General features: G+C 59.4%; 18 protein-coding genes. 14 read left to right on the top strand and 4 right to left on the bottom strand.

The window, feature by feature from the left end:
* Positions 1-23 precede the first annotated feature (23 nt).
* From ACIQJ2_RS04340 to ACIQJ2_RS04315, 6 genes are all read left to right on the top strand, one after another.
* Positions 24-1,307 (top strand): ABC transporter substrate-binding protein, encoded by a 1,284-nt coding sequence (locus ACIQJ2_RS04340; protein WP_400665418.1) that lies wholly within the window; start codon positions 24-26, stop codon positions 1,305-1,307.
* A gap of 120 nt (positions 1,308-1,427) precedes the next feature.
* On the top strand, positions 1,428-2,336 hold the full coding sequence (locus ACIQJ2_RS04335; RefSeq protein WP_400665420.1) for a carbohydrate ABC transporter permease: 909 nt from the start codon (positions 1,428-1,430) through the stop codon (positions 2,334-2,336).
* An 8-nt stretch (positions 2,337-2,344) separates the two neighbouring features.
* Complete coding sequence (locus ACIQJ2_RS04330; RefSeq protein WP_246774771.1) at positions 2,345-3,184, top strand: carbohydrate ABC transporter permease; 840 nt, start codon at positions 2,345-2,347, stop codon at positions 3,182-3,184.
* Between the two features lie 17 nt (positions 3,185-3,201).
* Complete coding sequence (locus ACIQJ2_RS04325; protein WP_400665423.1) at positions 3,202-5,796, top strand: GH116 family glycosyl-hydrolase; 2,595 nt, start codon at positions 3,202-3,204, stop codon at positions 5,794-5,796.
* Positions 5,796-6,902, top strand: coding sequence for an ABC transporter ATP-binding protein (locus ACIQJ2_RS04320; RefSeq protein ID WP_400665425.1), 1,107 nt, complete (start codon positions 5,796-5,798; stop codon positions 6,900-6,902). The genes ACIQJ2_RS04325 and ACIQJ2_RS04320 overlap by 1 nt, the downstream gene beginning before the upstream one ends.
* Before the next feature lie 168 nt (positions 6,903-7,070).
* Entirely contained in the window at positions 7,071-8,795 is a 1,725-nt protein-coding gene (locus ACIQJ2_RS04315; RefSeq protein ID WP_199143116.1) for a penicillin-binding protein 2, read from the top strand.
* A gap of 54 nt (positions 8,796-8,849) precedes the next feature.
* Here the strand turns inward: ACIQJ2_RS04315 and ACIQJ2_RS04310 are convergent, their stop codons facing one another.
* The gene (locus ACIQJ2_RS04310; RefSeq protein WP_400665428.1) at positions 8,850-9,383 is read right to left on the bottom strand and encodes an OsmC family protein; all 534 of its coding nucleotides are present in this window, start codon (positions 9,381-9,383) and stop codon (positions 8,850-8,852) included.
* Between the two features lie 434 nt (positions 9,384-9,817).
* On the opposite strand from ACIQJ2_RS04310, the gene ACIQJ2_RS04305 reads away from it, so the two are divergent.
* The 8 genes from ACIQJ2_RS04305 (at position 9,818) to ACIQJ2_RS04270 (ending at position 17,532) form a co-directional block, all read left to right on the top strand.
* On the top strand, positions 9,818-10,660 hold the full coding sequence (locus ACIQJ2_RS04305) for a VOC family protein (protein WP_400665430.1): 843 nt from the start codon (positions 9,818-9,820) through the stop codon (positions 10,658-10,660).
* 74 nt (positions 10,661-10,734) lie between these two features.
* Positions 10,735-11,763, top strand: coding sequence for an NADP-dependent oxidoreductase (locus tag ACIQJ2_RS04300; RefSeq protein ID WP_400665432.1), 1,029 nt, complete (start codon positions 10,735-10,737; stop codon positions 11,761-11,763).
* 329 nt (positions 11,764-12,092) lie between these two features.
* Positions 12,093-13,658: an FAD-dependent oxidoreductase gene (locus ACIQJ2_RS04295; protein WP_400665434.1), complete on the top strand. Its 1,566-nt coding sequence runs from the start codon at positions 12,093-12,095 to the stop codon at positions 13,656-13,658.
* Entirely contained in the window at positions 13,655-13,993 is a 339-nt protein-coding gene (locus ACIQJ2_RS04290; RefSeq protein WP_400665436.1) for a 4Fe-4S binding protein, read from the top strand. Before ACIQJ2_RS04295 ends, ACIQJ2_RS04290 begins: the two co-directional genes overlap by 4 nt.
* A gap of 125 nt (positions 13,994-14,118) precedes the next feature.
* On the top strand, positions 14,119-15,174 hold the full coding sequence (locus ACIQJ2_RS04285; RefSeq protein ID WP_400665438.1) for an ABC transporter substrate-binding protein: 1,056 nt from the start codon (positions 14,119-14,121) through the stop codon (positions 15,172-15,174).
* Between the two features lie 12 nt (positions 15,175-15,186).
* Positions 15,187-16,032 carry an ABC transporter permease gene (locus ACIQJ2_RS04280; RefSeq protein WP_400665440.1) on the top strand — a complete coding sequence of 282 codons (846 nt, stop codon included), beginning with the start codon at positions 15,187-15,189 and terminating at the stop codon, positions 16,030-16,032.
* Positions 16,025-16,801, top strand: coding sequence for an ABC transporter permease (locus tag ACIQJ2_RS04275; RefSeq protein WP_400665442.1), 777 nt, complete (start codon positions 16,025-16,027; stop codon positions 16,799-16,801). The genes ACIQJ2_RS04280 and ACIQJ2_RS04275 overlap by 8 nt, the downstream gene beginning before the upstream one ends.
* Complete coding sequence (locus ACIQJ2_RS04270; RefSeq protein ID WP_400665444.1) at positions 16,798-17,532, top strand: ABC transporter ATP-binding protein; 735 nt, start codon at positions 16,798-16,800, stop codon at positions 17,530-17,532. Before ACIQJ2_RS04275 ends, ACIQJ2_RS04270 begins: the two co-directional genes overlap by 4 nt.
* 19 nt (positions 17,533-17,551) lie before the next feature.
* On the opposite strand, the gene ACIQJ2_RS04265 is transcribed toward ACIQJ2_RS04270, so the two are convergent.
* The 3 genes from ACIQJ2_RS04265 to ACIQJ2_RS04255 all read right to left on the bottom strand — a co-directional run bounded on the left by ACIQJ2_RS04265 (position 17,552) and on the right by ACIQJ2_RS04255 (position 19,894).
* Positions 17,552-17,926, bottom strand: a complete 375-nt coding sequence (locus ACIQJ2_RS04265) for a hypothetical protein (protein WP_400665446.1) — start codon at positions 17,924-17,926, stop codon at positions 17,552-17,554.
* A gap of 230 nt (positions 17,927-18,156) precedes the next feature.
* Entirely contained in the window at positions 18,157-19,215 is a 1,059-nt protein-coding gene (locus ACIQJ2_RS04260) for an ATP-binding protein (protein WP_400665448.1), read from the bottom strand.
* Positions 19,199-19,894: a response regulator gene (locus ACIQJ2_RS04255; protein ID WP_199143142.1), complete on the bottom strand. Its 696-nt coding sequence runs from the start codon at positions 19,892-19,894 to the stop codon at positions 19,199-19,201. Before ACIQJ2_RS04255 ends, ACIQJ2_RS04260 begins: the two co-directional genes overlap by 17 nt.
* Positions 19,895-19,897 lie beyond the last annotated feature (3 nt).

Here is a 19,897-nt window from a genome sequence, read left to right as displayed (position 1 = left end):
GAGGAAGCGCAAGGGAGGATCACATGCATGAACTATCGCGGCGGTCGCTGCTGATTTCGTCTGCGGCTCTGGCTCTCGGCGCAGGCATCGGACGCGCCTTTGCTCAATCGGATGTTACAGCAACGCTCAAGATGCAGGGATTCGGCGGCGACGCGGAACTCGCGGCGATGACCAACGCCATTGCGCGTTTCAACAAGAAGTACCCGAACGTCAAGGTCGAGCTGTCTGTCGACCCGATCTCGACCGGCTGGGGAGACTATGTCACCAAGGTCTTTGGCCAGTTCAATTCCGGGCAGCAGGCGGATGTTTACGGCACCGCCATCGAGACCTTCCAGAGCTTCTCTTCGCGCGGCCTCTTCCTGCCGCTCAATGATTTCGTGGCCGCCAATCCGGATTTTTCCGACTTTGCCCCGAGCCTGTTCAAGCAGTCGACCTATAAGGGTAATATCAACTACATTCCGATCGGCTGGAACAACATCATGATCAATTACAATCGTGATCTGTTCGACAAGGCCAGTATTGCCTATCCGAAAGATGGCAAGTGGACCTGGGACGAATTTCGCGACGTTGCGAAAAAGCTCACGGTCAAGGATGCATCGGGCAACGTCAAGCAGTTCGGCTACGAGGTGCCCAACCAAAATTTCTTCATCCAGCCCTGGTTCTTCTCGAACGGAACCGGCGTCATCAATGACGACTGGACGGCTTCCAACATGCTCGATCCGAAAGTCTCGGAGAGCCTTCAGTTCCTGTACGATCTGATCCATGTCGACGGCGTTTCGCCGATCCCCGGCAAGGATACGATGGACAATCAGTTCATGGCCGGCCAAGTCGCCATGATCAGCCGCGGCCATTGGATCATCCAGAGCGCCAAGACGAACAAGCTGAACATGGACGTGGCCATTCCGCCGCGGAAAGTCAGCGATACGACGGTGATCGGGTTCGGCGGCTACGCGATTGCAAAGACCACGAAGCAGGTCGATCTTGCCAAGGCTCTGATCCTCGAACTCACCAGCGAAGCGACGCAGAAGGAAGAGGGAGAAAAGGGCGGCGGCGTGCCGGGGCGCAAGTCGGCAGCGGAAACGCAAGCCTTCCTGAGTTTCCCGCCAAGCGCTGCCCTTTATTACCAAACGCTGCCTGACACCAAGGCAGTGCCGTCGCCGGCCAACTTCCAGGAGGTCGAGAAAATCTTCATCCGCTACTACACGGCGATGATGGCAGGTGAGACCTCGATTGCCGATGGCGTCAAGCAAGCCGATGCCGAGCTCAACGCCTCGTTCGAACGGTTGAAGAAGCGGATGGGCGGCTGAAGGCTTAGCCGTCGAGCATCGACGCTTCCACTCAATGACTGTGCGGCGCCGTGGATCGGCGCCCGCGGGATTTCCGAAGCGTGCCAATCAATCTCCTCAACTCTTTCGAGCAACGTCCTTATGAGTGTGATCGCAGAAAGACGCCGCCCTTCCGACCTAAGCCGTGCCCAGGCGCGCGCAGCCTATCTCTTCGTTCTGCCGACGACGGTGCTTTATCTGACCTTCGTCATCGCACCTGTCATCGTGACCGTCATTCTCGCCTTCTCCTACTATGATCCGATGCTCGGTTCGCAATGGGTCGGCCTCGACAATTTCACGCGCTTCTTTACCGACCAGCGGTCACTTCAAATCCTGTGGAACACGCTGCGCTTCGCCTTCTTCGCCGTGACCTTCAACGTCTCGGTCGGCCTTATCCTGGCATTGGCGCTCAACCGGACGATGCCGGGCTGGCTGCGCTACTTTTTCCGGCTTGCCTTCTTCCTGCCCGTCATCATCGCTGCCGCTTTCGTGTCGATCGTCTGGAGCTATTTCTATGGCGATGATCTCGGGGTGATAAATTACTATTTGCGCCTGATCGGCCTGCCCGGCGTGCGCTGGCTGACGGACGCCAATCATGCGATGACGTCGATCATCATCATGGATGTCTGGAAGAACACCGGCTTCTTCATGATTATCTTCATCGCTGCCCTTCAGGGTGTACCGAAAAACATCCTCGAAGCAGCCGTCATGGACGGCACGCCGGCATGGCGGCAATTCTTCCGCATCACCCTACCCTTCATATCGCCCGTCGTGTTCTTCTGCATCGTCTATGCCTCGATCGGCGCGCTGCAGGTCTTCGAATCCATCGTGATCCTGACCCAGGGCGGGCCCGGAGACTCCACCCGCTCGCTGTCCATCCTGATCGTCGAGGAGGGCTTCGGCAGCTTCCAGATCGGCTATGCCGCATCGATCTCCGTGGTCATGACCGTCATCATCCTGATCATCACGGCCATCCAGCAGATCGTCTCGCGCCAATGGGTGCAGCAATGATGGGCGCGATGGAAACGCGCGCTGCAAAGCGCTGGATCGATTGGGCAATCATCGCCGTCATGCTGGCCCTTGCGCTCGGCATGCTGCTGCCGTTCCTGTGGCTGTTCTCCATGTCGTTTCGCCCGGTCGGCGAAGCCTACAAGCTGCCGCCAAGCTTCCTGCCGCCCAGTTTCGACCTCACCAACTACCGGGCTGTGCTTGCATCGCGCGTGCCGTTCCTGGAGATCTATTTCAATTCGGTCATGATCGCCGTCATCGTCACCGTCGGCCAGCTCGTCACCTGCACGCTTGCGGCGTTTGCCTTTGCCCGACTGCGGTTCCGCGGCCGCGACACGCTGTTTTTCATCCTGCTCTGCGGGCTCATGTTCCCAGCACAGGTCACCATCCTGCCGATCTATATAGGCTATGCGCAGCTTGGTCTGCTCGATCGTCCGATCGGCCTGGCGCTGATGTATCTGACATCCAGCTTCGGCGTCTTCCTCGTTCGCCAGTTCATGCTGAGCCAGCCCAAGGCGCTCGAGGAAGCGGCCCTGATGGATGGCGCCGGCTATCTCAAGATCTTCTGGCGTATATCGCTGCCGCAGCTTCGGCCGGCTTTGTCAGCCCTTGGCATAATCACCTTCACCCAGACCTGGAACTATTATTTCCAGGCCAAGGTGCTGCTGAGTTCCAACGAGTCCCTCACCCTTCCGGTCGCGATGGATGTCCTGCGCGGCTACATGGGCTCGGGCAATCTTTCGGTCGTCATGGCGGCCATGAGCATGTCGGTCCTGCCCGTCGTGCTTCTCTTTCTCATCGCCCAGAAATTCGTGATCGAAGGCATCACGATGAGCGGCATCAAGAATTAACATCGAGGGATTTGCTTATGATGTGGGACGACCTTGCTTCCATCGAACCGCGTTTTGCCTATCAGGGCGAACGCACGCGCTACATCGCCTTCCCGCTCGGCGGCATCGGTTCCGGTGGCTTTTCCATTTCCGGCAGCGGCCGGCTGATCGACTGGTCGATCCGCAACCGGCCGGCTCTGCAAGGCTATAACGGCTATTCGCATTTTGCGATCAAGGCCGAGAAGGATGGCGTCCTCGTCGATGCGCGGGTGCTGAACGGTCCCTATGATCTCAACCCTTCCGGTGCACCTGGTATCCGCAAAATGTTCGACGGCTTCGGCCACGGTGCCAATCGGCAAACCCTGGTCGGCGTCCCGCATTTCAGCAAGGTCGATTTCTACGGTCGCTTCCCGACTGCCGATCTGGTCTTCAGCGACGAACGCTTCCCAGGCGGCGTGCGGATGACGGCTCTCAGCCCGTTCATTCCGCATAACGACCGCGATTCCTCGATGCCGGTCGCGATGTTCGAATTCGAGATCGTCAACGACACCGCCGACACGCTCACCTACACACTTGCTGGCACGCTCGGCAATTACGGCGCCAATAGCGGCACGCACAATTTCCGGCAGCAGGACGGTATCAGCAGCCTGCATCTGACGTCTTCCGACAAAGACCTCCCGCCAACGCAACGCGGCGACCTGACGATCGCGACGGACGCCGAAGATGTCGATCACACCGATCATCACTATCGCGGCCAGTGGTTTGACGATCTCGCGGTCTACTGGAAAGAGTTCGCCCGGCCCGGCCGCCTGCCGAAACGGCACTACGACGATCCGAGAACATCCAAACACATGAGCCAGCAGCCGGAACACGGCACGCTCGGCGTGCGCGTAACCGTCCCGCCAGGTGGCCGCAAGACGGTACGATTTGTGATTTCCTGGAGCTTTCCGGAGGGCGATATCTACTGGGCCTATCGCGACAAGCCGGACGGCATCATTCCCGAACGGCAGACGCCGAGCTGGAAAAACTACCACGCGACACAATGGCCGGACTCGAACGCCAGCGCCCGCGATGCGCTCAAGCGCTGGGGCGCATTAGCCGCGGCAACAACCTCTTTCCGAGATGGCCTTTTCGACACCACATTGCCGGCAGAAGTGAAGGACGCGGCCAGCGCAACGCTTGCGCTCCTGCGCACCGCGACCTGCATTCGTCTCGAAAACGGCGAGCTTTGGGCCTGGGAAGGGCAGCACACCAATGACGGCTCCTGCGAGGGATCCTGCACGCATGTCTGGAACTACCAGCAGGCGCTCGCCCATCTTTTCCCCGCAATCGAGCGCACGCTTCGGGAAACGGAATTTACCTACAACCAGCTGCCGACGGGCGGCCTCACCTTCCGTCAGAAACTGCCGCTCGGTTCCGGCTTCGATATTATCGGCCCCTGCGCCGACGGCCATTTCGGCGCGATCGTCAAGACCTATCGCGATTGGAAGCTTTCCGGTGACACAGACTGGCTGCGTCGCTACTGGCCGAACGTCAAACGCGCCATCGAATATGCCTGGTCGCCGGCCAATCCGGACCGGTGGGATCCCGATGCGACGGGCATCCTGTCGGGCAGGCAGCACCAGACACTGGACATGGAACTGTTCGGGCCGAATTCCTGGCTCGGCACGATATATGTCGCCGCCCTTCTCGCCACGTCTGAAATGGCGGCCGCTCTGGGCGATACCGACCTTTCGGAAAAGACTGGACGCATGGGCAAGGCCGGCGCCGCCTATATCGACGATGCGCTCTTCAATGGCCGCTGGTTCGTTCAGAAAATCGATCTGTCCGATAAAGGCGTCCTGATCCCCTTCGATGTTGGCCGTGCGGCCGGCGTGCTCGCGGATGGTTTCATGGAGACCTATTGGTCGGAAGAGTTTTCCGAACTCAAATATCAGATGGGCGAAGGCTGCATCTCCGACCAGATCCTTGGGCAATGGCATGCGGAAGTGGCCGGGATCGGCGGCTTCCTCGATGCGGGCAAGGTGCAGACGGCACTCTCGTCTGTCCACGCCAATAATTTCCGCCCGACGCTCAGGGATCATTTCAACCCCTGCCGCAACTACGCCTTCGAGGACGAGGCCGGCTTGCTGATCGCAACCTATCCCGAGGGCATCCGCCAGCCGATGGTAGCGGCCCCTTACGCTGAGGAGGTCTGGACAGGCATTGAATATATGTCCGCCTCGCACATGATCATGCATGGGTTGATCAAAGAAGGACTGGACATCGTGCGCGGCGCGCGCGATCGCCACGATGGGAGCAAACGCAATCCATGGAACGACATAGAGTGCGGCTCCTATTATGCGCGTTCGATGTCTGCCTGGCAGCTTGTCAATGCATTTTCCGGCCTGCAGGCCGACATGGTTTCAGGCCGGGTAACCTTCAAACCAAAGGTTGACGGCGACTATCGCCTGTTCTGGTCGGCCGGAACGGGATTCGGCACGTTGACGCGGCGGAGCGGGGCGGTCAGTCTGAACGTTCTCGGCGGCAGCCTCGACATCGGTGAAATCGCAGTCGGTGACCACGTCCGGCAACTCGGCGACCGCCGCCACATTGCGGCAGGCCAGTCGATCGAAATCGGAGCAATGGGATAATGGCAGGCATCGAACTGAAATCGGTCCGCAAGGCCTTCCAGAGCCTTGAGGTCATCCATGGCATCGATCTGGCGGTAGCCGATGGTTCCTTTACCGTTTTCGTCGGTCCTTCAGGCTGCGGAAAATCGACCTTGTTGCGGATGATGGCAGGCTTGGAAGAAGTGACCTCGGGCGAAATCCGCATCGATGGCAACCGTTGCGATCATCTGCTTCCGTCTGCCCGTGGCATGGCGATGGTGTTCCAATCATACGCCCTCTATCCGCATATGAGCGTCGAGCAGAACTTGCGCTTCGGCCTGGAGAACCAAAGATTGGCGAAAGCGGAAATCGGCGCCCGCGTCGCCAAGGCGGCAGAAATCCTGCAGATCGAACATCTGCTTTCCCGACGTCCCAGCCAGCTTTCAGGTGGGCAAAGCCAGCGCGTCGCCATCGGCCGGGCGATCGTCAAGGAGCCGAAAGCTTTCCTCTTCGACGAACCGCTCAGCAATCTCGACGCCGAATTGCGCGTCAAGATGCGTGGCGAACTCACGGCCCTGCACCGGCGGCTCGGCTCGACCATGATTTACGTCACCCACGATCAGGTGGAGGCGATGACCATGGCCGACCAGATCGTCGTCCTGAACTCGGGGCGGGTCGAGCAGGTCGGGCCGCCGATGGAACTCTATGCGCGCCCGAAGAATCTCTTCGTCGCACGCTTTCTCGGCGCGCCACCGATGAACCTGTTGCCGGGAAAGGTGGCGCGCCGCGGCGACCAGATCGGTATAGACCTCGACGGCGGCATGCACGTTTCGCTGGCTCGCGAACGGAGGATCGAGCTGGCTGATGGAGCGCCTGTGACACTCGGCATCCGTCCCGAACATGCGGAAGTCGGCGAGAGCGCCTTTAAGGTCGCCGTCAACAGTACCGAGGTTTTGGGATCGGAAACGATCATTCACGCCGAGACTGCGAATGGACAGCCATTCACGATTGCGCAAAGGGGCATTAGTCGGGCGCGAGCTGGCGACTGGGTTCCCGCCGCTATCCGCGAAACCTTCGTCCATCTCTTTGACGAACAAGGATCAGTCATCGGCGCAGTGAGCGACTGGCGGAGCGCCTATGTGAACTGATGCCGTACGCTTGAACATCGTTTGACGAAATCAGGCGGGAGCTGGCCAATGCCTGCAGAATGAATGGAAAGGCTCCCTTAATATTAGGGTCCTGTTAACCATCTTGGCCGTATGAATCTTTGATCGAAAGGCACGCCCGCTTTTCCAGCTCATGCGAATAAGTCGATAATGTCGATCATTCATGCTTTAAGCGCAAATAGCGGCCGCCTCGTCAGGCTCACCTTCGGTCCGGGATCGCGCGGGCGTCCGCCGATGCAGGCGACGGGCCAAAGCAAGCTTGCAAAAACGCGCATCGTCATCCTTAGCGGCGGCCTGATCATGGTCTACGCCGTGATCTTCGCCAGACTGACCTTGTTCGGCATGGCGCCGAGAGACGACACGTCATCGATCCCGCCCGAACGCGTGACCGCCGCCCGGCCCGATATCGTCGACAGAAACGGCGAGTTGATGGCAACGGACATCCGCACCGTCTCGATGTTCGCAGAGCCGAACCGCGTCGTCGACCCCGACGAAGCGGTTGAGAAGATTGCGACGGTCTTTCCCGATATCGACCGCAAATCCCTCTTTAAAAAGCTTGCCGATCACCGCTCGCACTTCGCCTGGCTACGCCGCCAGCTGACACCGAAGCAGCAAAGCCAAATTCTGGCTCTCGGCATTCCGGCAATCGGCTTCCGGCCTGAGGTCAAACGCTTCTACCCCGGCGGACGCACCGCCGCGCACATTCTCGGCTATGTCGATATCGACAATCATGGCGTGGCCGGAATGGAGAAGTATCTCGACATGCAGGGCCTGTCGGACCTCGACTCCACCGGCCTGACGAGCCAGGATACGCTGCAGCCCGTCAAACTTTCAGTCGATCTGCGTGTCCAGAGCATCGTCCATGATGTCGTGTCGGATGCGATCGGCCGCTATCAGAGCCAGGCGGCAGGCGCCGTCATTCTCGACATCCACACCGGCGAAGTGCTGGCCATGGCCTCCGCGCCCGATTTCGATCCGAACGATCCGCAGGCGGACGGCGACAAGGGTTGGCTGAACCGGATGTCGAACGGCACGGACGAGATGGGCTCGGTATTCAAGACCTTCTCGATCGCGCTGGCCATCGACACGGGTACGGTCAAGCTGTCGGACACATTCGACGCCAGCGCTCCCCTGCATTTCGGCGGCTTCACCATCCATGACGACCGTGACGTGCCCCGGCGTGTCCTGTCGATCCCGGAAATCTTCCGCTATTCGTCCAACATCGGCACCGCCAAGATGATGGAGAAGGTGGGCATGAGCGATCAGAAGGCCTATTTGACGCGCTTCGGACTGTTGTCGAAGATGCAGACGGAACTGCCTGAGGTGAAAACGCCCAGTCAGCCGAAAGTTTGGAAAAAACTCAACTCCATTACCATAGCGTTCGGCCATGGCGTCGCCACCACGCCCATGCAGACCGCCGTTGCAGGCGCAGCCCTGATTGACGGCGGCAAGCTGATCGAGCCTACTTTCCTTCCGCGCACGCAGGAAGAGGCAGAAAAAACGGAAACGCTTATCGTCAAGAAGAGCACCAGCGATATCATCCGCTACCTGTTCCAGTTGAACGGTGAGCAGGGCACCGGCAGAATGGCCGACGTCCCTGGCTATCACGTCGGCGGAAAGACTGGCACCGCAAACAAGGTGATTCACGGCGTCTATTCGCATAAGCTCAGCTTCAATTCGTTCCTGGCCGCCTTTCCCATGAAGAACCCCAAATATGTGGTTCTGGCTTTCATCGACCAGCCGCTGACGGGGGTACACAACCTGAACCTCGCCGCCGAAACCGCGGCGCCGATGGTTCACGACATCATCGGCCGCGCGGCACCGATCCTCGGCGTCGAACCGGATTTCGGCACGAATCTCCTTGCCGCCTATTGAGTTGCCGCCGGTCGCCGGCGGCTCACCTCATAGCGACGACACCTCCCCATCTCTTCAAGCGCCGGGCCGTTGATGATCGACCCGACCATGCACTTCGTTTCCACGTTTCAGCAAGTTGAGAATCGGGCATAGCTTCTCCACAGTCGCTTGCAACCGGGCGATATCCTCGGCGCTTGCGGAAGAAACCAGCGTGACCAGATAGCTGATATCCTGAGGATAGACCGGCACGTTCTCGTGGCCTTCGGCACCGGCGCGGGCATCGATCGCGGCCGTGACTTCCGCATCAAGCGACTCCAACGGTATGCCCTGATCGGAGGCATGGATCAGGTAGGTATGAGTGAGACAGCTGGAAAGCGAGCCCAGCAGCAGCTCCGGCGACGACGGCCCCAGATTGTAGCCGGCAAAGTCGGGCGGGCTGTCGGAAATCACCTGAAAATCCCGGATTCTGATCCGGCGCACGCCGCTGCGTCCCTCGGCGCTTGCGCTCGCCGTCAATGTAACCGCGCCGAGCTCTCCCGATTTCACGCGCTCGCGCCGGTTCAACAGAGCTGCCCGCTTCTGCCCGAGATACTCATTCAGGGTTGTCATTGTCGTCTACCTCCAGCCTATCGGTTCCGTCTGCCGCCCTTGCTACGATCCAGAGCAGATATGCGGTCAATTTATAGCCGCCGGACACGCTATTAGTCGATAAAATTTATAGATTATTTGTCGGCATAAGGCGAAGAATATTGCTGAAATTGACCGATCCCTGAAAAGTCCTGCTGATCCGAGATTCCGGTAATGGAAGAGGCGAAATCCCTAAAGCCGCCAATGCCAATGCGTATGCTGGTTGGAATTCTTTTCCACGGTTCCGGGGCTCTTTTGGAATCAATCGGAATCGCCACCAAAATTCCCGCGCTATATAGATTACAAAATTAGTAGACTAAAGATTCTCATTTTGCCGCCGATATGCGGCCCGATCTCAAGGCCGCCTCGACCAGATCGGTGCCATCCAACAGACCCTTTGCTCGGAGACCTTCGTCATGCCCGCCACGGCTCAGCCACTCATTCTCGATCACGCGGTTATCGGCGTACACGATAAGCTTGATACCGCTGCCGATGTCTATCGCAAGCTCGGCTTCGCGCTGACCCCACGCGGCTACCACACTCTCGGCTCGATCAATCATCTTGCCATCTTCGGCGATAACTATCTGGAACTTCTCGGCTTTCCATCGGAGGGCGAAAAGAAGCGAGCAGATCTCTGGTCCTATCCGCCCGGCCTCAACGGCCTTGCCCTTCGCACCACCGATGCCGCAACCCTACAGCGCGAATTGGCGAGCGCGGGAAAGCCAGTCACGGACTGGAAGGATTTCTCGCGCCCCGTCGAGGTGGACGGAGTGCAGAAGCCGGCGAGCTTCCGCACGTTCCAGATCGGCGCGGAGGTGCTTTCCAGTGGCCGCTTCTTCTTCTGCCAGCACAACACGCCTGAGCTTGTGTGGCGCGCGGCCGATCAAAATCATCCGAACGGCGTCTTGAATATCAGCGATGTCTTCATCGTGAGCCGCACACCACAAACGATCATCGAACTGCTCGACGGCTTTCCGTCAGCAACGCCAGAAGCGACCGATGCTGGCATCACCATCCCGGCAGGTACGGCCGTTCTTCGCATTCTATCCGAAGAGCGCGCGAATTCTCGTTTCGGATCGGCCATCCCGCAGAACTTTAACGGCAACGAGCGCAAGGTGGCGCTCGGAATGACGGTCCGCTCGCTGGAGGCTGCAGCAGATGCCTTGGCCCGTGGAGGCTTTTCACCCAGGCCTTTCGAAGGCGGCTTGCTCGTCGATGCCGAAGCGGCCAACGGCGTTGCGCTCTGGTTCAAGCAGTAGTTCGCCACCGATTGCGCTGGCGAACTCCCCGTCAAAGGTTAGAATTCCGATACTAGCAAGCAGGAACCACAGGCATGACCAGTAAACCCACCTCCTCGCGCATCGTCCTTGCGTCGCGTCCGTCCGGCAAGCCGGTTGCGGCAAACTTCCGGCTTGAGCGCGAGGAAGTTCGCGATCTCGCCGATGGCGAAGTTCTTCTCCAGATCCTCTATCTTTCGCTTGATCCCTATATGCGCGGCCGCATGGACGATGCAAAATCCTATGCGAAGGCGGTCGAAATCGGTGGCGTCATGGAAGGCGGGACCGTTGCGCGCGTCGTCAGCAGTCGCGATGCGGCATTCAAGCCGGGCGATATCGTGCTCTCGCATTCCGGCTGGCAAACCCATGCGATCGCGGACGGCGCAACACTGCGTAAACTCGATCCGGATGCAGCCCCCATCACTGCGGCTCTCGGCATTCTCGGAATGCCGGGCTTCACCGCCTATACGGGGCTTCGTAACATCGGCAAGCCAAAAGCCGGCGAAACGCTGGTGGTTGCGGCGGCAAGCGGCGCCGTTGGTTCCGCGGTCGGCCAGATCGCCAAGATCTTCGGCGCACGGGTCGTCGGGATCGCCGGCGGCGCAGACAAATGCGATTACATTCGCAATGAGTTCGGCTTCGATGCTGCCATCGACCACCGCTCGGGCGATTTCGCCAGCCAGCTCGCAGTCGCCTGCCCGAATGGAATCGATATCTATTTCGAGAACGTTGGCGGCCATGTCTGGAATGCAGTCTTCCCGCTGCTGAACGACTTCGCACGCGTCCCCGTTTGTGGGTTGATCGCCCACTACAATGACGGGGCCGAGGCTTCCGAAGGGCACAATCAACTCCCCACCGTCATGCGCGCTGTTCTTCGCCAGAGCCTGACGATCAGAGGCTTCATACAGCGCGAATTCGTTGATCAGCGCCCCGACTTCTATCGAGAGGCGACGAAATGGATTTCCGAGGGCCGTCTTAGATACAAAGAGGATATCGTGGACGGACTTGAAAATGCGCCAGAAGCCTTCTTCGGTCTCCTGGAAGGAAAGAACTTTGGCAAGCTGATCGTGCGCATCGCCGAATAAATTCGGCATTTGCCGTATGGTGAAAGTCGGCGCGGCCAATCGTTGCCGACTTTCACGGCATTCTGATCCGAGCAAACCCGATTGATCGATCGCACCGCTAGGGATGATTGCGCATGTTCCTCTCCGTAAATCTGGCGAGCCGGGGCAATGCCCCCAATAACGTCAGCCAGTGCCTACGCAAGAATGTCCTTCTATTTCTTGATGTTGGCGCCCAACACCCTCGGCGTGCCGTCGTTTAGGATAATTTTCTCCTCCTGAGCCGTCCTTCGGCACAAAACTTTCTAGATAAACTCTATCAATTTAATAGCTTAAATAGAAAGAGAGGGACCATGGCCGTTACAGCATTGCATTTGGATACCGATGTTCTTGTCATTGGCGGCGGCCCGGCAGGATGCTGGGCTGCGTGGAACGCGGTATCGAGCGGCGCAAACGTCGTTCTGATCGAAAAGGGCTATGTCGGCACGAGCGGCGCGACCGCTGCTGGCAATACCACGACGATCTACACCAAACGAGGCACGTCCGAGCGGGCCGCCACGGTCGCCCAGCGGCTCAGGCTCGGTCATGGATTTTCCGAGCCCGAACGGATCGAACGTGTTCTCGACCGCACCTTCGAGAATCTCAATCTGCTTGCCGAATGGGGATACGACTTCCCTCAATACGAAGACGGACGGCCTTATCGCGGCATGCTGCGCGGACCGGACTATCTTCGTTTCATGCGCCAGAAGCTTATCAAGGCCGGTGTGAAGGTCATCGACCACTGTCCAGCGGAAGAGCTGCTGATATCCGACGGGATCGCGGCCGGCGCGCTCGCTCGATTTCGTCGCTCCGGAGAAACCTTGGAGATCAGGGCTGGAGCCGTCGTCATCGCGACGGGCGGCTGCGCCTTCCTCAGCGGGGCGCTCGGCACCAACAATCTGACTGGCGACGGCTATCTGATGGCCGCAGAGGCAGGTGCTGTTCTGTCGGGAATGGAGTTTTCCGCCCAGTACGGCATCTCTCCTGCCTATTCCAGCGTGACGAAAGGCGTAGTCTATTTCTGGGGGACATTCAGCGACGAGCAAGGAAATGTTCTTGGGTCGAGCGGCGACCGCCAGAGCGTCGTCGCGCGCGAGCTCATCAAGGGGCCCGTCTATGCTGTACTCGACAAGGCCCCACCCCGGCTCCAGGAGGGTTTTCGCCGCGGCCAGCCCAATATCTTCGTCCCGTTCGACAGAATGGGTATCGATCCGTTCACCGAACGGTTTCCAATTACTCTGCGTCACGAAGGAACCGTTCGCGGGACCGGCGGCCTCAAGATCAATGATAGGTCGACAACGACGATTCCGGGCCTTTTTGCCGCCGGGGATGCGGCAAACCGGCAAGGAATGTCCGGTGCGACCTCGGGAGGTGGCGGGCCGAATTCCAGCTGGGCGATGGCGACGGGCTCCTGGGCCGGCGAAGACGCGGCAAGGTTCGTTCGCGCGCTGGGCAGAAACTGGCGAACGCGGCGCGTCTCCCGCGTCACCAGCCCTACCGGCGAGAAGGCGTCTGGCGGCCCCTCGGATGTCCTGACAGTGATCGAGGTGGCCAAACGCCACATTCTTCCTCTCGATGGCGGGTTCTTCAGAACCCAGTCGACGTTGGAAACAGCATCGGAAAATCTGCGCGCGCTTTGGGACGATCGCAGCTGGCGCTTGGCTGGAAATGCCCGGTCACGAGAAGCCGAGGCGTTTATCGCCACGGCACGATGGTCGACCGAAAGCGCGCTTCTGCGCAGGGAAAGCCGCGGTCTTCAGCGCCGGCCGGACTTTCCGAGTGAAGACCCGACCCTGCTGCGCACGATCGAGACCGGCGGCACCGATGGCCTATGGGCAGCCTTTCAGACCGACATCCAAGTAATGAGTGAAGCATCATGATCGAAATCGTGAGCGCAGACCGCTGCGTCAAATGTGATCTTTGCGTGGAGGCCTGCCCGGACAATGTGTTCGATGCGGTTGCGGACGGAGTGCCTGTCATCGCGCGCCAGGCGGATTGCCAGACATGCTTTCTCTGCGAGCTTTTCTGCCCGACCGATGCACTTTACGTCTCCCCACTTTCCGAAAGCATCGAAGGCGCAACGGAAGCGGATCTCGTGACGCGCGGCATCATGGGCAGCTTCCGCCGCGAGATGGGATGGAAGAACGCAAAGCCACGCGGAACGGCTGGCGACATGAGTTACCGAATCTTCGAGGCCGGCACGATCATTCCCTAGAGCCGGACGATGTTAGGTCGAGGCGAAATAACATCATGATCCTCCATATAATCAAATACTTACAACATGACTTCGCCCGAAAACCGCTAACACTTTCGGGCATCATGCTCGGACTGGAGAAAACTATGCGAAGACTTTTTTCGTCCCTACTGCTCGCAGCCGCGGTCGCCTTGAGCGCAGCGCCATCGCAGGCAGAGGATGCACCGGCCAACATTCGTTTCGGTGATGTAGGTTTTGGATTCGGCACCCCGTTTGGCGTGGGCCTGCAGGCGATCGCCGATGCCAAGGGCTTTATCGCCGATGAATTCAAAGGCACGCCCACCAAGGTCGAGTTCACCTATTTCACAGGCACCGGCCCGGCCATCAACGAAGCGCTCTCCAACGGACAGCTCGATTTTGCCTCCTATGGTGCCGTGCCGAACATCATCGGCAAGGCGAATGGGCTGGACACCGTCATTCTCGCCTCCTATGGCGGCACCGCCATCTTCGGCGCGGCACGACCCGACCTCGACATCAAATCGATCGCGGATCTCAAGGGCAAGAAGGTCGCGATCCAGAAGGCCACCATCATTCATTGGGGGCTGATTACGGCGCTGAAGAATGCCGGGCTCTCCGAAAAGGACGTCACCATCGTCGACCTGAAGAATGCCGATCAGCTCGCAGCCATCGCAGCCAAGAGCGTCGATGCGGTGTTTGGAGCGGACTTCCTGCTTCCGCTTGAGGACAAGGGCATCGCGAAGATCTTCTACAAGTCTTCCGATGCAGGTGTTGGCGGAGAAGGCTTCGGTGCATTTCTCGTGACCGACAAGTTTCGCAAGGCCTATCCTGAGGCCACACAGAAAGTCGTGACCGGCTTCGTCAAGGCAGCTCAGTGGCTTGCCGACGACAAGAACCGCGACGAGGCCTATCAGATCTGGTCGCGCGCCGGCACACCCATCGAAGTGCTCCGCAAATCCAACGCCGGCGGCCCGCTCGGACAGAAGTATAACCCACGTCTCGATGATTTCTTCGTGTCTCGCTATCAAAGCGGGATTGCCTTCGACCGCGAGCAGAAGCTCATTCGCCGCGACATCGATCTCAGAGCCTGGGTCGACCGCAGCTTCATCGACAATGCCGTCGCATCGCTCAAGCTTCAGGCTCTCTGGCCTGATCGCTCTGCCTCCGGCAGCCTCGAAAACTGACGGGAGCAGATCATGGCAACGTTCGAAGCGCAGGATGATCTTTCCCTTTCGGGAAATGCCTCGGACGTTCGACCGGGCCCATGGCGGCCGGATTGGTATCGAACGGCAGGCACAGTGTCGCTCGTTCTCACTGCTCCGGCGCTTGTCCTCTCTTTCTGGTGGATCAGCGCTGCGGAGGGATGGGTCTCGCCGCAAGTGTTGCCATCACCGGATCTGGTGTTCCGGACATTTCTCGAGCTTTTGGCGAGCGGCGACATTCTCACGGCCGCCCTCATCAGCTTCCAACGCATCGCCGAAGGTTTCCTGATCGGGGCCTCGCTCGGCTTTCTCTTCGGCCTTTTTATTGGCCGATCCGCGACGGCCAATGCCTATCTCGGGCCATCCTTCCGGGCATTGGCTGCCGTGCCGTCCCTCGGTTGGTTGCCGATCCTCATACTTCTGCTCGGGATAGAGGAAAGCCTGAAGATCGTCATCCTGGCGAAGGCCTGCTTCGTGCCCATGGCCATCAGCACGGCCGAGGGCGCAAGGAACATTCCGACAGGATTGAGCGAGGTCGCCGACGTACTCGGCCTTCGCGCCAGAACCCGCTTCTTCAAGCTGGTAATGCCGGCAATGGCGCCATTCATCGCAAGCGGTGTAAGGCTCTCCCTCAGCCAGGCCTTCGTCTCTCTGATCGTCGTCGAAATGCTCGCCGGAACAGACGGCCTCGGCTACATGATGGTCTGGGGGCGAACGCTGTTCCAGCTCGATATCGTAATTGTCGGCATGATCGTCGTCGGCGCCTTCGGCTTCGGACTGGACCTGCTGCTGAGAAAGGCCGAGCGCGCCGTGCGCAAAGGGAGTGCCGCCAATGTCTGAAAGCCTCAGGCTTCCGGCGTGGATCCCGCGCGGGGCTCTCATTCCCTTGGCGGCGGCTCTCATCTGGTGGGCATCGGCAGCGGCGGGCTTTCTGTCCGGTCCGATGGCCGTGACGCCTCTGCGGGTATTAGAGGTGCCGCTTCTGGATCCTTCGGGGCGCGAACTCTGGTTCTCCCTGCTTGCAAGCCTGTTGCGCGTACTGATCGGAAGCGTGATCGGCAGTGTAATCGGGATCGCCCTCGGCTATTTGGCAGGGACATACCGCGCCGCAGCATTGAGTCTGTCGCCCGGCATCCATACGGTCAGACAGGTCGCGCTCTTCGCCTGGATCCCTCTGTTGACCGCGTGGTTCGGCAATGGTGAAGGCACGAAGATCGTCTTTACCGTTCTCTCCACCTTCTTCCCGCTTTTTCTTGCGACGGAGCAGGGCGTCCGACAAGTTCCTCCGGCGCTGATCGACGTCGCTGATGTCCTGAACCTGCGTCGCGGCACGCGAATCCGGCAGCTCTATTTCCCCGCCGCCCTCCCCAGCATCTATCTCGGCCTGCAGATCGCCATACTCTCTGCCTGGATCGGAACAATCGGTGCGGAATATGCCGTGGGTAACGGGCGTGGGCTCGGCAGCTATCTGGCAAGCGCGCGCGACCAGTTCAGGATGGATATCGTCCTCGTCGGCGTCATCGCGCTCGCGGTCGGCGGCCTCCTGCTCTCCTATTCGGTCCGTCTCATTGCGGCATCCCTCTCTCCCTGGACGAAAGAACAGCGATGAATGCGCTATCGATTGAACATGTCAGCAAGGCCTATTCCCTTGATGGCGTTGCGCGGCCGGTCCTGAAGGACATCAATTTCACCGTGCGCCGCAACGAGATCGTTGCAATGGTCGGCGCATCGGGATGCGGCAAGTCAACCTTGCTGCGTCTCATCGTTGGCCTTGATAGCGATTTTCGAGGATCGATCGTCAGCAACACACAGACAGCATCCCGAACCAAGGTCGGCATGGTATTCCAGGACCATCGTCTCTTTCCGTGGCTTACCGTTGAGGGAAATGTCGCCCTCGCCTTCGACAATAGCGATCTTCCTGCCCGCCAGCGTCAGGAAAAAGCCAAGCATTATATCGAACTGGTCGGGCTCGCCGAATTCTCGAAAGCCTACCCGCGTCAGCTATCGGGAGGGATGGCGCAGCGAGCCGCAATCGCGCGCGCACTCGCTCAGGAACCCGATATTCTTCTCATGGACGAGCCTTTCGGCGCGCTCGACTCAATCCTGCGAATGCGCCTGCAGGACGAGTTGCTGTCGATCTGGGAGAAAAACCAGGTCTCGATCGTCATTGTCACGCATGATGTCGAGGAAGCCCTTTATCTTGCTGATCGTGTCATCGTCATGGAGCCCAATCCCGGCCGAATACGCGAAACCATCGACGTGGCGCTCCCGCGGCCTCGCGACCGCAACGGCGTCCTCCTGGCCAATTTGAAAAAGCATTGCCTCAGCATGCTTATATGACCTCTGGGAAACACCGGGCCTATCTCCTGACGACGAGTAGCGAGAGAACGATCCCGCAAAGCACGGCAATGAAGCATATTGCGGGCGTGAGGCGGATGAGAGCAGCGAAGATCTGTCTTTGCCTCGAACCACTGGCGAATGGCTTATCCGCAGCATCGCTCTCTCGGGCATCGGCTTTCAAGCCGAGAGCGTGACGCCCTTTTCCCGTCAATACGAAGCTGAGACCGAACTGGCCGTTGGCGTCGCCTGCGCGAATGAGCGAAGATTCAAGGGCGTGTTTCAATAGCAATCCCGTTTCAGTATCCGGGGTGCGATTGCCGGAGAACTCCAACGGGCCTTTGCGATGGATGGCGTCGAGGAGTTCCAACATGTCGGAACCGGTTTCTGGCTTCATCTTCCTTCAGCCCGTCCTTAAAGCGAGAACGATCCTTTAAGGCAATCGTTCTGACGAAGCTGTGTGAAGATCGCGTCGAGGTGGCGTCAAGATTTTATGATATCGCCGGATGCCTGGGAGCCTTTCCAGAAAAAGAGGGAGCGGTTTTCCGCCGGGAATGCGCAAGGCCAAGAAGACGGAGGTCGTTCGCGATCCAAAGAGAGGCGGATGCGCTCCGGAATGTCCCAGGCTCAGTAACGCGGGACAGTGAAGCGTACGGTCGTCCCGCCACCCTTGCGGCTTTCGATCGTCGCCTTGCCGCCATGTGCCTCGGCGATCGCCTTGACCACGGATAGGCCGAGCCCGGATCCTCCGGCCCTTCTGCTCCGCGCTTCGTCAGCTCTCCAGAAGCGCTCGAAGGCGTATTCCTGCTCCAAAGGGGTCATCCCCGGCCCGGTGTCCGAAATCTGCAGAATGGCAAATCCGCCCTTCATGAAAGTCTTGACCTCCAGCCGCGAACCCGGCGCATAGCGCGCGACATTGTCCATCAAGGCGAGAACGACCTGCCGAAGCCGCGCCCGATCCGCGATGATCGGCGCGTTGCGCAAGTCAGTGGCGATTTCCAATCGTTGCGCCGCCAGCGCCGGTCTCATCGTATCGACGGTGTCGCCGACATCCGCCGCCAAATCGAAGCGCGAGACCTGAAGTTCCATCCGGCCCGCATTCATCAGCGAGAGGGTCTTGAGATCGTCGACGATCCGGGTGAGGGAATCGATATGCTTGACCAGGCCGAGAAACACATCCTGGCTCGGCTCGAAGACGCCGTCGGCAAGCCCCTGCATGCGCCCCCGAAGGATCGTCAACGGCGTGCGAAGCTCATGTGCGATGGCAGAATTCGAGTATATCAGTTCTTTTTCGGCTCGCTGGAGCTTCTCCGCCATCTGGTTGAAATCTTCGATCAACCGGTCTGCCTCTCCGAATGTGCCCTGCCCCGTGGCGCGGCCGGTGAAGTCCCCCTCGGCGATAGTCCGGGCAGTTTCGGCGACCGCGATGAGCGGCTTGACCAGTCGCCGGGCGAGCCGCCAACCGACATAGGCACCCACGGCCTGACCGATCGCGACATTGATGGCAAGAACCACGAAGTCGGTCGGCGCCCATTCTTCCGCTGCGGCAGGTTCCGGGAAAAGCCAATCCCAGACCCAACCATAGATCAGGAAGCCGAAGAACATGACCGACAGGGATACGAACGCGACGATCGTTGTCGACCAGACGATCTGCCGATTGAGGCTATTTTTAACCAAGGTCGCCAAGGCGGTAGCCCACTCCCCTGACCCCGTTGAGAAGGTTGCCGACGCCAACCGCATCGAGCTTCTTGCGAAGCTTGCTCATATGGCTGTCGACCGTCCTGTCGAGTGCATCACCTTCCGGAAGGCAGGCGTCGATGATCTCGCCTCTTTCGAAGGCCCGGTTGGGATAGCCGGCCATGAACTCGAGAATCCGAAACTCCGTCCGGGTCAAGGGTAAAACAATCCGACGATCGCCGTTGTCGACCGATGCCACATGCGCAACCGAATCGATCGAGAGCCTCCCGATCCGCAAAACCTTGTTCGCCATACCGCCGCTGACCGACCGCCTGAGGATCGCGCGGGCGCGCGCCACGACCTCGGCGGGGTTGAACGGTTTCACGACATAATCGTCGGCACCCGCCCGCAAGCCCTGCAGCCTGTCCACATCATCGGCAAGCGCGGTCACCATGATGACCGGCGTGGTTCCGCGCTTATGGATCGCGGCGAGCACGGCATAACCGTCAAGCTTGGGTAGCTTGACATCGAGCACGACCAGATCGGGCCTGAGACGCTGGTGATGGGAAAGCCCTATCTCGCCGTCCGATGCAGTCAGAACGCGAAATCCCTCACGTTCGAAATAGCGTTCGAGGATATCGGATATTTCCGGCTCATCCTCAATGATCAGTACAAGAGCGTTTTCCATTCG

This window comes from Rhizobium sp. NPDC092011 (assembly GCF_044756305.1).
Classification (GTDB): domain Bacteria; phylum Pseudomonadota; class Alphaproteobacteria; order Rhizobiales; family Rhizobiaceae; genus Rhizobium.
This window is presented reverse-complemented; position numbering and strand designations above follow the sequence as displayed.

What these genes read in the sequence shown, in the direction of transcription:
- ACIQJ2_RS04340 (WP_400665418.1), top strand. Translation starts at nt 24, where the DNA reads ATGCATGAACTATCGCGGCGGTCGCTGCTGATTTCGTCTGCGGCTCTG.
- ACIQJ2_RS04335 (WP_400665420.1), top strand. Translation starts at nt 1,428, where the DNA reads ATGAGTGTGATCGCAGAAAGACGCCGCCCTTCCGACCTAAGCCGTGCC.
- ACIQJ2_RS04330 (WP_246774771.1), top strand. Translation starts at nt 2,345, where the DNA reads ATGGAAACGCGCGCTGCAAAGCGCTGGATCGATTGGGCAATCATCGCC.
- ACIQJ2_RS04325 (WP_400665423.1), top strand. Translation starts at nt 3,202, where the DNA reads ATGATGTGGGACGACCTTGCTTCCATCGAACCGCGTTTTGCCTATCAG.
- ACIQJ2_RS04320 (WP_400665425.1), top strand. Translation starts at nt 5,796, where the DNA reads ATGGCAGGCATCGAACTGAAATCGGTCCGCAAGGCCTTCCAGAGCCTT.
- ACIQJ2_RS04315 (WP_199143116.1), top strand. Translation starts at nt 7,071, where the DNA reads ATGTCGATCATTCATGCTTTAAGCGCAAATAGCGGCCGCCTCGTCAGG.
- ACIQJ2_RS04310 (WP_400665428.1), bottom strand. Translation starts at nt 9,383, where the DNA reads ATGACAACCCTGAATGAGTATCTCGGGCAGAAGCGGGCAGCTCTGTTG.
- ACIQJ2_RS04305 (WP_400665430.1), top strand. Translation starts at nt 9,818, where the DNA reads ATGCCCGCCACGGCTCAGCCACTCATTCTCGATCACGCGGTTATCGGC.
- ACIQJ2_RS04300 (WP_400665432.1), top strand. Translation starts at nt 10,735, where the DNA reads ATGACCAGTAAACCCACCTCCTCGCGCATCGTCCTTGCGTCGCGTCCG.
- ACIQJ2_RS04295 (WP_400665434.1), top strand. Translation starts at nt 12,093, where the DNA reads ATGGCCGTTACAGCATTGCATTTGGATACCGATGTTCTTGTCATTGGC.
- ACIQJ2_RS04290 (WP_400665436.1), top strand. Translation starts at nt 13,655, where the DNA reads ATGATCGAAATCGTGAGCGCAGACCGCTGCGTCAAATGTGATCTTTGC.
- ACIQJ2_RS04285 (WP_400665438.1), top strand. Translation starts at nt 14,119, where the DNA reads ATGCGAAGACTTTTTTCGTCCCTACTGCTCGCAGCCGCGGTCGCCTTG.
- ACIQJ2_RS04280 (WP_400665440.1), top strand. Translation starts at nt 15,187, where the DNA reads ATGGCAACGTTCGAAGCGCAGGATGATCTTTCCCTTTCGGGAAATGCC.
- ACIQJ2_RS04275 (WP_400665442.1), top strand. Translation starts at nt 16,025, where the DNA reads ATGTCTGAAAGCCTCAGGCTTCCGGCGTGGATCCCGCGCGGGGCTCTC.
- ACIQJ2_RS04270 (WP_400665444.1), top strand. Translation starts at nt 16,798, where the DNA reads ATGAATGCGCTATCGATTGAACATGTCAGCAAGGCCTATTCCCTTGAT.
- ACIQJ2_RS04265 (WP_400665446.1), bottom strand. Translation starts at nt 17,926, where the DNA reads ATGAAGCCAGAAACCGGTTCCGACATGTTGGAACTCCTCGACGCCATC.
- ACIQJ2_RS04255 (WP_199143142.1), bottom strand. Translation starts at nt 19,894, where the DNA reads ATGGAAAACGCTCTTGTACTGATCATTGAGGATGAGCCGGAAATATCC.